The sequence below is a fragment of the Serratia sp. NCCP-200 genome, from assembly GCF_059697885.1.
In genome coordinates this window covers 75,426-88,582 of record NZ_BAAKUJ010000005.1, presented here as the reverse complement: position 1 = coordinate 88,582, position 13,157 = coordinate 75,426, and the positions used below count along the sequence as shown (strand labels likewise).

The window sequence follows — 13,157 nt, the reverse complement described above, 5'->3', positions numbered from 1 at the left end:
AGAGGCGAGCAATGAGAATACAACTTTATAGCCTGTGTCTGCTGGCGCTGTTTAGCACCAGGGTAACGCAGGCCGCGGACAGCACCATCGCCATTAACGGTTACGTTAAGGACAATGCCTGCTCAATAGCTCCGGGGTCGCAAAGTTTTGTGGTGGATCTGATGAGTAATGCGGCCAAACAGCTGCATCGGGTAGGGGCGACGACGCCAATGGTGCCGTTCAGCATCGTGCTCGATAAATGCGGCGGTTCAGCCATCGCGGTGAAAACGGGTTTCACCGGCGGGGCAGACAGCGACAATCTGACTTTGCTGAAAATCGACGGTGGGGCCGGTGCGGCAGCTGGCATGGGCATACAGATCCTCGATAACAACGGCAATGCCATTGCTCTCAATGAGATCTCTAGCGGGTTGAACTGGTCAAACATCACCGCCGGGCAATCCAATACGCTGTATTTCTATGCGCGTCTGATGGCGACCCGTGCCCCAGTGACTGCCGGGCAGGTCAGAGCGACGGCAAACTTCACCCTGGAATTTCAGTAACCGGAGAAAAGGGCTATGAACATGAGCAAGCTGGTCCCGATCGCGGGGTGGTTACTGATGATGGTACTCCCCCTGGCGCATGCGGCAGATGTCAACATCACCATCAATGGCAAGGTGGTGGCAAAACCCTGCACGGTATCCACCGTGTCTACCACGGTAGAACTGGGTGATTTATATACCTTCAACCTGCTGGCGGCAGGTGCCACTTCGCCATGGCATTCGGTGACATTAAACCTCACCAACTGCCCGGTAGGGACCTCAAAGGTGACCGCGACCTTTTCCGGCACGGCCGATAGCACACGGAACTATTACGCCAATCAGGGCGCGGCCCGCAATATTGCATTGCAGCTGGCCGATAGCGGCGGGGTAAATCTGCCCAACGGCAGTACCAAAGTCGTGGCGGTGAATGACGCATCGCTGGCCGCCAGCCTGGTTTTGCAAGTGAGGGCCATCACGCCCAGCGGCAATGTGACGCAGGGTTCGATTCAATCCCTGATCAACGTGACTTACACCTATTCCTGATGATGAAGAACATATGAAAGACTTAATCCGCGTATTTCTGAAATATCTGGGTGCAGCTGCGCTCTTGATTGGCTACTCATCCAGTGCCCATGCCTTTGCTTGCCGAACGGCGGCCGGTGTGACCATTCCTATCGGCGGCGGCAGCGCCAACGTTTTTGTTACTTTGTCTCCGCAGATTGGGGTGGGCCAAAACCTGATTGTCGATTTGTCTACCCAGATATCTTGCCGAAATGATTATCCAGATACCCGAACAGACTATGTTTCTCTGCAAAGAGGTTCGGCCTATGGCGGCGTACTGGAACATTTCACCGGCAGCTTTGTTTATGACGGCTCGTCTTACCCATTCCCAACCACGTCTGAAACCAAGAGCGTGATTTATAAATCGACCACCATGACGCCATGGCCCGCTGTACTTTATCTCACGCCTGTCAGCACCGCAGGTGGCGTGGCAATAACCAATGGGTCGTTGATTGCGGTGTTAAACATGCATCAAACCAATAACGTGGGGGATTCCTACTCATTTATATGGAACATCTACGCCAATAATAGCGTGGTGATCCCTACCGGTGGCTGTGATGTCTCTTCCCGCGACGTTACCGTGAATCTGCCAGAATATCCGGGAACGGTGTCGATACCGTTGACGGTGCGTTGCGCCAAGAACCAAAACCTGGCCTATTACCTGACCGGGCCAACCACGGATGCCGCATCCACGATTTTTGCCAACACTGCCTCTGCACCGGTAGCTCAGGGAATTGGTATTCAGGTTGCTAACCGCAATGGCGCTATTCCGACCAACAGGAACGTCGCGCTGGGGACCGTCGGTAGTTCTGCAGTCAGTTTAGGTTTGACCGCCAACTATGCACGCACAACCGGTCAGGTGGTGGCGGGTAATGTCAAGGCCGTGGTGGGTGTGACCTTTTTGTATCCTTGAATGTGCGTTTGAACGAGGCCTCAAGCCTGGGGGAATGGCACTAAACACGGTTATTTAGGAGGAAAAATGCAGCAGGCAAATCATCAGCAAGCTGAGCATGCGACAGCGGAAAGCTGCAAGCGAATTCTGGTTGTTGAGCCATCCAGGATCAATTGGATCGGGCTGCAGCGGTTATTGGGGGACGCGGGCAGCACAGAGTTAAGTTTTTGCCGGGTCAGTAAATTGACCGATGCCAAAAAGAAAGTTTATGAATTTAAACCTGATGTGATCTTGTTTAGCTCATTATCTCGTGGCACTGACTATCTGTCGTTATTATCCTTTTTGTCAGATATTGCCAGTTATCATCATAAAACCAACTCGGTGATCTGGTTGCAGCATGATATGGCCTGGATGGTGCAACTTCTCCACGCGTTTGGCGTAGATACGGTATTGATCGATCCGGTTAACCTTTATCAAATCACCCAGTGTTTAGGCCGCGATCGGACTGACAAAGCGCCCAAAAATGCGGCTTTATTAGGTAAGCAGGAAAGATTGATTGCGCTGGCCTTACTGCGCGGGCGTAGTGCCACGGCTATCGCCAATGTGACCGGCAAAGATGTACGAACCATCAGCACGCAGAAGAAATCGATCATTAGAAAGTTACAGATGACAACCAATGAGGAGCTCTACCTGCTGGCGGGTAAGCTGGTTTATTTAACCAAGATAAACGGACTGAGTGGTGAGACTCGATGAAAAAAATAATGATTATGCATCCTTGTATTGTTACCTGGCATGGTTTGCATCAGTTATTCAGGCGCAAACTGCCCGACGCTGAGATCGTACCGGCGCACTCCATCTATGATTTGGTATTTGATGATGATTTATCTGATGTTGATCTGATCGTCAGTGAGCTCTATGGTCTGAATGAAAATATCACTATGGGGGCGAAGCTGCTGTCATTTGTTCAATCAGTCAGGCAGGACAAACCGTTACTGATTATGACCGATGTGCCAGGAAAACAGGTGTTGGAATGCCCAGGTTATCTACCGGGGGTGTCCTATATTGCTTTATCTGAAGATATTCGTCAGTTAGTTAATCAGGTCGATCAGGTTCTGGCTGGCAAGATTGTTATCAGTCCGTCTCTGCGTAGTGAACAGGGGAGCAGTCTGTCCAACATCGACACCAGACCTTTTTCCCGCTCGGAAATAAAGGTTTATAGCTTATTGCAGGAGGGCTTCAGTATCTCGCAGATAGCGAAGAAGATTTCCCGCAGCGTCAAGACCGTGAGTGCACATAAACGCAACATGATGGGCAAGCTTGGCATTGAGAGTGAAGTCGAGCTCTATGCCTGTTTTAATCAATAGCCCTATATCGGTTACCGCCTGATTTGGAGATCGCTGTCATCAGCGATCTCCGGCGGTGGTGGAGCATAGTTTGCTGTATAATACACAAAAAGTAAGGCTATTCCGGCGGGTTTAGCCGTTTTTGCGTTTACCCGCTTCCCATATCCCCGCGAATCGTGCCGCATTACTGGCGGTATAGCGTACGGTATGGCGAATATTTCGGTGCCCCAGATAATCCTGAATCAATCGAGTATCCGCACCTCTTTCCGCCAGTTCATAGCCGCAGGCATGGCGTAGCATATGGGGATGCGTATTGATGACCGTGCCCGCCAGTTCGCCAGCCTGACGGATAATGCGCCAGGCTTGACCCCGCGATAGCTGGGTTCCTCGCTGAGAAATAAAGATAATGTCCGGGTCTGCACCGGGTTTCCATTGGGCCCTGTGCTGCTTCCATTCCAGAATTGCTTCGCATTCGTCATTCATCAGAGGATGAACGGTAGAGAATCCATTTTTAAGCCGGCGTATATTTATCCGTCCTTCGGCCATTTCAAGATCGCGAAAGCGCAGGCGCAGCAGTTCGCTGATACGGAATCCATGGCGGAAAGCCAGTAAGATCAGGCAGCTATCTCGTACTCCAGTCGGTGTATTTCTGGCAGCACTCATCAGTTTGCGGACTTCTGTTAGAGTGAGAAATTTACGCTGTACCAAAGAAAACTCCTATTTTTTTCGCTTAAAAAACGCCAGAGTTAGGATTAAATAGAATAAAATTCTTACCTACCGTTATTAAATCCAAAGAGTGCAATAAAAGTTTGTTAAAAGTGCAGTTGGAGGTAATTTCATAGGATAATTCCTATTTGATGTTTATTGTGATGTTACAGGTGACTACCGTCAATATCCAGCATTTACGGGGGAGGGCAATTGCACTGTTTAATTAGCATTGATAATACAGTCTATAATTTGACTGTTTCCCGTAAATATAATGAATATTGGGTTTCTTAATAGAGTAAAGTGTAATGAATTTCACATTTGTCAGAATAAAAAGTTGATGTGAAGTGTAGTGAACCGGCACTAGCCAAAAATTGTACATTGAGCCTATCATGATAAGGATAACCCCAAGCCCCTTGCTAGAGACTGCCAAATGAATATTCAAATAAAAGTTGATAACAATCTGTTCGACAACCTCTCTGAGAAAGCCCGTGAGGCGTTGCTGAACGAACTGCAAACTCGCGTCCATGAGGTCTACCCGGCTAGTCACCTCACGGTGATTGCTGGGCTGAATGATAAGACTGAGATCGTGACCAGTGATTTTTTTAACGACGTTGAGGCAAAATTGACCGTGCAGGAAATTGTCGACGATGTCATCCTGCATGGCCATTGGCATAACGCATAGCCCTCACCCCAACCCTCTCCCACAGGGAGAGGGAGCTGTCAGCCCCTGTTCGTTTGGTAGTAAAGCGATAAACTCAGCACACTCGATCGGCCCCTTCCACAGGGAGAAGGAGCTGCCAGCCCATGCTCATTTGTAAGAAAATAGATAATCTCAGCAAACTCGATCGGTCTCCTTTGACAGGGAGAGGAGGCTGTTAGCCCCTGCTCTTTGGAAGTAAAGAAGTCATCTCAGTAAACTTGAACGCCCCCCATCCAAGGTACATCACCGCATTTTCAGCCCACTCGATCGGTTCCCTGGAGAGGGGAGCTGTCGTTGGAAGTAAAGAAGTCATCTCAGTAAACTTGAACGCCCCCCATCCAAGGTACATCACCGCATTTTCAGCCCACTCGATCGGTTCCCTCTCCCTGTGGGAGAGGGTTAGGGTGAGGGCACATGCTTTACCCATCCAGATGCTCTCCCTGTGCCGTATTTTTCCCGCCCAACATGGAAAAAATGAAAGTCCGACATATACTTATGGTGCTAAACATCAATCTGTTATTGAAAGCCGTTTTATCCTGGTTTTGCTAGACCATAAGGAGCGCTAATGACCTATCACCTACTTACCCTGTGGGATATTCTGGTTACCACGTTTTCATTTTTCTTTTTCATCGCCTACCTGTTTATCCTGTTCCAGGTCGTCTCCGACCTGTTCCGCGATCACCAACTGAGCGGCTTTTATAAGGCAGTATGGATTGTGTTCCTGCTGTTTATCCCGCTGTTAACGTCTCTGGTCTATCTGATAGCCCGTGGCAAAGGCATGGCCGAGCGGCATCGTGCGCAGGTGCAGAAATCCGTCTCTGCCACCAACGAGTATATCCGCGGCGTCGCGGGTAAATCGCCAGCCGAGCAGATTGCAGACGCCAAAAAGCTGTTGGATGACGGTGTGATCACCGAAAGTGAATACCAGCAGCTTAAGGCTAAAGCACTGGCCTGAGGTTGAAGTTGGCAGGAAACATGACATGAGAGAGAAGGGGGGCCGCAAGCTCCCCTAATAACCCATATTCGGCAGTGAACCCACCTTGAGATCTCTTGCAATCTACCGCTCAACCAAGCGCCGCTGTTGGTCATTATATGGCTGAACTACTATTGGCTTCCCACTGGTCGTAGGCCGGCAAGAGGGTCGTGCTGATTATCGATTTGAAATCGTGAGGAACATCTTAGATCGCCTTGCGCAGTGGTATCGCAAAATAATACCAGCGTGCTGTGGTTTGCCGGGGTTCGGGTAATGTAGACAAACTCATCCGGATTACAGACTACATTGTTAACGGTTAAATACTCCTTGTAGCCAGCCACATTGGTTTCCAGATCGTCTCTATCTATATAGACAGAACACTGATTGATCGTGGCCGCTTTAGTGTGACTGTCAAAAAAACGTGCGCTTTGCGATTGATTGCTGGCCAGCAGGATCAGCATAGCCAGGGTGAACGCCGTAAATAGGCCATAGCGCAATAGCTTGGTCTGGTTTAAAACCGTGCGTTCTGGCGGCAGAGTTTCGGCCTGTGAGCTCTCGACTGGGAGCGGATCTGGCTTATTGCTTTGCTGCACTATGACGTTGGCGCTCTCTTCTTGCTGTATTTCAACGGTGCCGGAAAAAACCACTCCGACTTTGGGAACCGTGCGGATGATGTTTTTGCTCAGCCCGGCTTCCCGCATCCCTTTTCTTACCAATGAGATGTTCTGATAGAGGGTATTGGCAGTGACATACTGGCCATGTTTTTGCCAGACTTCATTGAAAAAGTCGCTTTGACTGATTACCTCACCCGGGCGTTGCAACATTAATTGCAGGCAACGGCTTGCAGGAACGTTTAAAACGGTTTCTTTGCCTCGAGCGCGCAGCGGGCACAGACGGTGCTCTTCGGGAAGGTACAGAACGGTATCGTTAATGATTATTTTTTTATTCATTTTCAATATAGTAAATTTAGATTGTCTGAATGCTCAGCTTGTTTAAAGTATAGATTATAAGTCTTAGCAGGCGTGAAAAATCAGTAACATTTCATATTCATTTAAAAAACAAAGTGTTAATAACAAATCTTAAATGAGAGTTACTGTCATCTAAGAGCGATTGAGAACGCGCTGTTCTGATTTAATATTTTTTATTAACTGGCTGAATTTTAAGTGTATTTTTGTTTTTTTATCAAGAATAAAACTACTTCACTCAGAAAAATCCCATTTATGACCTAGTATTTGTTCCATCAGCAAGGAGGGAGAGAAGTAAAGCGGCTTCATCTTACTGAGGTAACGGATAGCTTCACCGGTAAAGGTTTTAATATATCGGCGTAACAGATAAATCCTAATCGTAGGTTTATGGGTAATGGATTGATTATTAATGAGTAAAAATTAATAACCAGCGATAAATGTTGTAAGATAAAAATCTTTGACATTTATGACTACTAAAATGAAGTGAAGTAATGAGATGTGAAAAACACCAGGATGATTCGCGTCAGCTAGCGTTAAATGCTGACCGATATTTGTTTTTCGGCATTTAAGGCTGTTAAGAGACTTTTAGAGATAGCAATGTGATCATCTTGGCGCGGTTGCCATAGTGGAAATTGCTCCTATAATGTCTCACTTAAGGGAGGTTTGTTATTTTTGTTATTAAACCAAAATAATAATCCGAGATGCATATGGAAAATAGACTTTATGGATTCCTAATTGATGATGACATTCAATTCGATATTGCCAATCGAAGGCTCCTTTATTATTCTGATGGAGCTTCGGAGCGCACCCTGTTTTTCAAGGTTATCTCTTTAAACGAGATCCAGACCCGATTACTGATTTATTTGCTGGCGAATAGCCTGGATGCCGTCATCTATAAAAATGACATAATGAAAAACGTTTGGGAGGAGATTAATTTATCTTCGTCCAGCCAGCGTTTATGGCATGCAATAAATGAATTGCGTAAGAAACTGGCGTCACTTGGGCTCCCGGAAGATTTTATAGCGAACGTTCATGGTATTGGCTACTCCGTCGATAACCAGCGAGTCTCTTCGCTATTTGTTAAGTAAGTTGTAGTTAATATAAATGCTGGAGTCATCTAGCTATATCCATCCCCATGGGTATTCACCAGGCCATTTTAATGGATATTAAAATGGTATTCATAATACAAGGTAAGTAGGAATATATATGAAAAAGTTAGCAATCGCTGCATCCCTGATCGCTGTTTTCGGTACTGTTGGCCTGGCCCAGGCAGCTTCTACCGGTACCATCACTTTTAACGGTGAACTGACTGCCAATACCTGTGACGTTGTGGTTGATGGCCAGGGTGCGGACGCGACCGTCATTCTGCCAACCGTCGGCACCAACCAACTGCAAAACGCTGCTCGCACAGCAGGTGATACCGGCTTCGTGATGTCCTTGAGCAACTGTTCAGGGACCCTGGAGACTGCCTCCGCTTTCTTCCAGGCGGGTTCTTCTGTTGATACGGTGACTGGTCGCCTGTTTAACACAACCGGTACGGCTACCAACGTCAGCCTGCAATTGCTGGACGCTTCCAGCCCGACTCAGGCCGTGATCAAAGCCGGTAGCCAAGAGCAGACCACCGCGATGACTTATAAAGACGTTACCAGTGGTAGCACCACACTGCCGTACATCGTTCGCTACTACGCTGAGGCACCAACCACTGCGGGTACCGTAGTCAGCAACGTTGTTTATTCTATTCAGTACCAGTAATGGACTGTGGGAGGGGTACGCCCCTCCCAATCTGTCAGTTCCCGGAGTTTATGATGAAATTACTCTCTACTAATGTGCTAAAAGTTGGCGTTGTTGCCGCCGCAGCCTTGTTCAGCGTCAGTAGCCTGGCCAGCGTGGTGATTAGTGGTACGCGGGTGATTTACCCCTCTGATGCCAAAGAAGTCAGCGTCAAAATCAGTAATGGCGGTCCATCACCGGTGTTGTTGCAAAGCTGGATCGATAACGGTGACGCCGACGCCAAACCGGCCGCGATCAAGGTGCCGTTTGTCCTGACGCCCCCGATGAACCGTGTGGAGCCGAGCAAGGGCCAGACGTTACGTATCAGCTACGCCGGTGGCTCGCTGCCGATGGATAAAGAATCGGTGTTCTGGCTGAACGTACTGGAAGTTCCGGCAAAAACCCAGGCTAAAGCGACAGAGAACCGCTTGCAGATGGCTTTCCGTTCGCGCATCAAGCTGTTCTATCGCCCTGCGGGTCTGCAAGGTAACGCCAATGAAGCGGCTAAAGCGCTAACCTGGAACAGCCAGGGTAACCGGGTACAGGCCAGCAACCCAACGCCGTATTATGTCTCGTTGGTCAACCTGTCGGTTAATGGCAAAAAACTTGACCATGCGATGGTGGCCCCCCGTAGCACCATGACATTGGACTTGGCGGGCAGTGCAGGTAGTAAGGTTACAGGGAGTTTCGTAAATGATTACGGTGCGGTTAATACTTTTGATGCAGTGATAAAATAACGACCCCGCTATATAAAACACTCTCGCATTAATCGGTTGACCGCTATTCAGGAATCAGTTCTTGAAGGGATATCTATGTCTAAATATTTTCAATATGGCCTGTGTAGCCAGTTATCGCCACTGGCCATAGCTATTTTATCAACTTTTTTTGCGGCTAACGTTAATGCTGAGAACGCGGTTTCTGCACCACAAGACATCGCCAAAAATCTTGAGTTCGATGCGTCATTCCTGAATGTGGATGATGAGAAGTCCGTTGACCTCAGTCGTTTTGCCAATGGCTCTTCGGGATTGCCTGGGATCTATAAAACGGCTTTATATGTTAATAATCAACCGATCAGCAATACTGACATTGAATTCAAAGCGCGGACAGATAAAAGCGTTTATCCCTGCCTGACCCGCGAACTGATTAAAAACATTGCGTTTGATTACGCCAAGCTGCCAGCGGATTTTTTAACCTCGCTGGACAAAGGGGATGTCTGCTTCGATCTCCAAAGCAAGTTACCGGAAGCTCAGGTGAATTACGACAGTAATGAGCAACGTCTGGATATTGTGGTGCCGCAGGTTTACATGCTCAACACCGCCCGCGGCACCGTTAGCCCGGAGCTGTGGGACAGCGGCGTACCGGCACTCTTGATGGGCTACAACGTCAACGGCTACACCAGCGAATCGCACGGTAATACCTTCAATTCGCTGTTTGCTGGCGTGAACGCCGGGCTGAATGTCGGCGCCTGGTATCTCCGTCACAACGGGTCTTATACCCGGATGGACAACGGACCGAACCAGTACAACAACCTCAATACTTATTTGCAGCGCGATATTCCAGTACTCAAGGCGCGCGTGTTGATGGGCCAATCGAACACCACCGGGCAACTGTTCGATACGCTGCCGTTTACCGGTATTCAGTTAGCTACTGATGAGCGGATGTTGCCGGAGTCCCTGCGCGGTTATGCGCCGGATATCCGTGGCATTGCCCGTACCAACGCCCGCGTTACCGTACGCCAGGGCGGTCAGGTGTTGTATGAAACCACGGTCACCCCGGGCGAGTTCCTGATCAACGATCTGTACCCGACCGGCTACGGCGGGGATCTACAGGTCACTGTACGTGAGTCCGACGGTACCGAGCAGACTTTCAGCGTGCCTTATGCCTCGGTGGCCCAACTGCTGCGGCCTGGGTCATCACGGTATTCGATCACCGCAGGTGAAGTACGTAGCGATAACCTGCGTGAGAAACCGGCGCTGTATCAGGGCACCTACCAGTTGGGGTTAACTAACGCCATCACCGGCTATGGTGGCCTGCAGGCCAGCCAGGATTACTACGCACTGCAGTTGGGTGCGGCGGTAGGCACGCCGATTGGTGCCTGGGCATTTGATGTTACCCAGGCGCGTACTCATTTGGGGAACGGCACCGATGCCAATGGCCGACATGAGTCGGGTAATAGCCTGAGTGGGCAAAGCTATAAGGTGAGCTACAGCAAGCTGATCAGCGAAACCAACAGCAATCTGTCGCTGGCAGCGTACCGCTTCTCAACCGATGGCTTTATGGACTTTATGACCGCGATGCAGACTCGTGACGCGGTAGCAGAAGGGTTCTCGCCGGAGTCGATCTCGCGAGCCAAAAATCGCCTGACGGTGACTGCGGGACAAGGTCTGCCGGAGAACTGGGGCCAGCTGTATATCAGCGGCTCCTTGCAGAATTACTGGAACAAAGACGGCAGCGAGAAGCAGTACCAGATAGGTTACAACAATCGCTACAAGGACCTGTCCTACGGCCTGAGCATTAACCGCAGCTTCTCCAGCCTGGGTACGGCGCAGACCAACTATCTGTTGAGCTTCAGCCTGCCGTTGGGGCGTAGCGACGAAACCCACACGCCACAGTTGCGTATGGACTTGTCCCATGACAGCAGCGGCCGTTATGGCCAGCAGGCTACGGTATCCGGCACCACAGGGCAGGATAACCAGTTCAGCTATGGCGTGACGGCGATGAATGCCAATCAGGGTATGGGTTCCAGCGGCTCGCTGAACGGTAACTACCGTAGCCCGGCCACGGCATTGAGCGGTACTTACAGCACGGGTAAAGGCTATCAAAGCGCCTCTGCCGGGATGAACGGTACGGTGATCGCCCACTCTGGCGGGGTGACCTTTACACCGTACACGTCGGACACCTTCGCGCTGGTGGAAGCCAAAGGTGCAGAGGGTGTTAAGGTTTCCTCATATCCCGGCGTGAGCATTGATTCACGAGGGTACGCGATAGTGCCTTACCTGAATCCGTACCAGATGAACGAGATCAGTCTCGATCCGAAAGGGACGGCGGCCGGTGTGGAATTGGATAACACCAGCCAGAAAGTGGCGCCATATTCCGGTGCGGTGGTGAAGGTGAAATATACTACTAAGCAGGGGACGCCAATTCTGGTGAACGCAACCTATCGAGGGGAGCCGGTACCGTTCGGGGCCGATATCTTTGATAGCAAAGGCAACAGCATAGGCTCAGTGGGCCAGGGCGGGCAACTGTATGCGCGTGTGGCGCAAGACAAGGGCCAGTTGCAAGTGAAATGGGGCGAAGGTGGTGAGATGCAATGTACCGTCAGCTATATGCTGATGCCTATGGCCAAGGGCCAAGAGCAGATACAACAATTCAACTCTCCTTGCACGGCGATAGCGCCCGTTCGTTCACCGAAGTCGGCGCTGGCCAATAACGACGCGCTATCGGCGGTTAATCACGGTTAATCGCCAGCCATGACAACTATTTTGCTTTCGGGTTGGCCTGCAAGGGCAGCCAGAAAGAGAGGAATGACGTATGAAGTTATCGAAAAACAAGATGTTGGGTTTGCTGGGCGGGTTGGTTCTGGCTACGGTGAGCCAGGCTGGCTGGGCTGCGGTGGCCTGTAAACCGACGCGTAACGCACCGCCCTCGTATAGCGTCCCTCTGAACCCTCCAGTGATTTCGGCGGGGGCAGATATTCCTATCGGTACCATCATCTTTCAGGGGAGCTGGATCGGTACCCAGACCCCGTTGATCGAATGTACTTACGATGGTATTCCCAACGCCTACAGCACGGCGTTCAGCGTTTCCCAAGCTCCGCTTCCTTTGAGCGGCCTGAACACCGGCCCGTTTGCCGGGACGGTATATCAAACCAACATTCCAGGGGTTGGTGTTGCCATATCACGCGTTAGCGCCGGTCCTGGGGCAAAACTGGGTGTGCCCGTGCGTCGTCCCGACGAAATAGTGATGACGGCGGGTGGGACGATCGATTTCCAGAACGCCACACGTTATGTCACGCTGATCAAGATCGGTGAGATGACGCCGGGCAACTATTCCATTTCGGCCGCGGGTTTTCCTGCGGTGCGCGATGATATGATTAATTCACTGACCGACAGGCCCATTCAGGGGCTGCCGATTGAATTAAGCCAGGCCACGTTTCAGGGCAATCTGACGGTCTCGACGCAGACCTGCATGACGCCTGATGTCACCGTTAATATGGGGTCTCATGATATCCGTGAGAAATTCAGGGCAATAAACTCGACCTCACCTTGGGTTGACGCCTCTATTTCGCTGACCAATTGCCCGACATTCTTTGGTTTTTATAACCAGAGCAACTCGACGTTGATGATGGATTTCAATACCAAGGCACCGATCGTTTCACCTTCAATAAGTAACAGCATTGGTTTGCGATTAACACCGATGAGCAACGTGATTGATGGCACCAATGGCGTGATGGCTATAGACACGACACGGCCTGATGCCGCGTCGGGCGTCGGCATCCAGATTGGCTGGGGAGACAGTAGCCAAATACCGACACCGTTTGATTTTGCCTTAGAAAAAACGGTAACGCTGCCGAAGGATGGTAGCCGAACTATTCGCATCCCTCTGTCTGCACGTTATATTCAAACGGCTGCGACACCTACGCCGGGTCAGGCGAATGGCAAAGTGACGTTTACGATCAATTACTATTAAACAATTTAAGACGATACCGGTACTGGGCCTCTGTGTAT

Annotated in this window: 14 protein-coding genes; 12 read left to right on the top strand and 2 right to left on the bottom strand. The window is 50.1% G+C overall.

The genetic code is table 11. The features are described 5' to 3' along the window. Positions 1–11: 11 nt before the first annotated feature. The 5 genes from fimF (at position 12) to AC6HVW_RS16955 (ending at position 3,335) form a co-directional block, all read left to right on the top strand. A complete protein-coding gene (gene fimF, locus AC6HVW_RS16975) occupies positions 12–539 on the top strand; it encodes a type 1 fimbrial adaptor subunit FimF (RefSeq protein ID WP_071682395.1) in 528 nt (175 codons plus the stop codon). A gap of 15 nt (positions 540–554) precedes the next feature. After that, positions 555–1,061 (top strand): type 1 fimbrial minor subunit FimG, encoded by a 507-nt coding sequence (gene fimG / locus AC6HVW_RS16970; protein ID WP_071682394.1) that lies wholly within the window; start codon positions 555–557, stop codon positions 1,059–1,061. Positions 1,062–1,074: 13 nt separating this feature from the next. Next, a complete protein-coding gene (locus AC6HVW_RS16965) occupies positions 1,075–1,992 on the top strand; it encodes a fimbrial protein (protein ID WP_071682393.1) in 918 nt (305 codons plus the stop codon). A 66-nt stretch (positions 1,993–2,058) separates the two neighbouring features. Next, positions 2,059–2,724 carry a hypothetical protein gene (locus AC6HVW_RS16960; protein WP_497569563.1) on the top strand — a complete coding sequence of 222 codons (666 nt, stop codon included), beginning with the start codon at positions 2,059–2,061 and terminating at the stop codon, positions 2,722–2,724. After that, positions 2,721–3,335: a helix-turn-helix domain-containing protein gene (locus AC6HVW_RS16955; RefSeq protein ID WP_094983299.1), complete on the top strand. Its 615-nt coding sequence runs from the start codon at positions 2,721–2,723 to the stop codon at positions 3,333–3,335. Before AC6HVW_RS16960 ends, AC6HVW_RS16955 begins: the two co-directional genes overlap by 4 nt. 111 nt (positions 3,336–3,446) lie before the next feature. Here the strand turns inward: AC6HVW_RS16955 and AC6HVW_RS16950 are convergent, their stop codons facing one another. After that, the gene (locus tag AC6HVW_RS16950) at positions 3,447–4,022 is read right to left on the bottom strand and encodes a tyrosine-type DNA invertase (RefSeq protein WP_094983298.1); all 576 of its coding nucleotides are present in this window, start codon (positions 4,020–4,022) and stop codon (positions 3,447–3,449) included. A gap of 430 nt (positions 4,023–4,452) precedes the next feature. On the opposite strand from AC6HVW_RS16950, the gene AC6HVW_RS16945 reads away from it, so the two are divergent. Both AC6HVW_RS16945 and AC6HVW_RS16940 read left to right on the top strand, forming a co-directional pair. Beyond that, complete coding sequence (locus AC6HVW_RS16945; protein WP_497569562.1) at positions 4,453–4,704, top strand: DinI-like family protein; 252 nt, start codon at positions 4,453–4,455, stop codon at positions 4,702–4,704. A 583-nt stretch (positions 4,705–5,287) separates the two neighbouring features. Next, positions 5,288–5,677 (top strand): SHOCT domain-containing protein, encoded by a 390-nt coding sequence (locus AC6HVW_RS16940; protein WP_021179454.1) that lies wholly within the window; start codon positions 5,288–5,290, stop codon positions 5,675–5,677. 149 nt (positions 5,678–5,826) lie between these two features. Here AC6HVW_RS16940 and AC6HVW_RS16935 read toward each other — a convergent pair whose 3' ends face one another. Beyond that, positions 5,827–6,645, bottom strand: coding sequence for a winged helix-turn-helix domain-containing protein (locus AC6HVW_RS16935; RefSeq protein WP_071682389.1), 819 nt, complete (start codon positions 6,643–6,645; stop codon positions 5,827–5,829). 722 nt (positions 6,646–7,367) lie between these two features. Between AC6HVW_RS16935 and AC6HVW_RS16930 the strand changes: the two genes are divergently transcribed. From AC6HVW_RS16930 to AC6HVW_RS16910, 5 genes are all read left to right on the top strand, one after another. Further along, entirely contained in the window at positions 7,368–7,748 is a 381-nt protein-coding gene (locus tag AC6HVW_RS16930; RefSeq protein WP_071682388.1) for a winged helix-turn-helix domain-containing protein, read from the top strand. 118 nt (positions 7,749–7,866) lie between these two features. Next, a complete protein-coding gene (locus tag AC6HVW_RS16925; protein ID WP_071682387.1) occupies positions 7,867–8,412 on the top strand; it encodes a fimbrial protein in 546 nt (181 codons plus the stop codon). A 53-nt stretch (positions 8,413–8,465) separates the two neighbouring features. Beyond that, positions 8,466–9,167 carry a fimbria/pilus periplasmic chaperone gene (locus AC6HVW_RS16920; RefSeq protein ID WP_071682386.1) on the top strand — a complete coding sequence of 234 codons (702 nt, stop codon included), beginning with the start codon at positions 8,466–8,468 and terminating at the stop codon, positions 9,165–9,167. 75 nt (positions 9,168–9,242) lie between these two features. Then, positions 9,243–11,891 (top strand): fimbria/pilus outer membrane usher protein, encoded by a 2,649-nt coding sequence (locus AC6HVW_RS16915; protein WP_497569561.1) that lies wholly within the window; start codon positions 9,243–9,245, stop codon positions 11,889–11,891. Positions 11,892–11,961: 70 nt separating this feature from the next. Beyond that, entirely contained in the window at positions 11,962–13,119 is a 1,158-nt protein-coding gene (locus AC6HVW_RS16910; protein WP_071682384.1) for a fimbrial protein, read from the top strand. Positions 13,120–13,157: the final 38 nt, after the last annotated feature.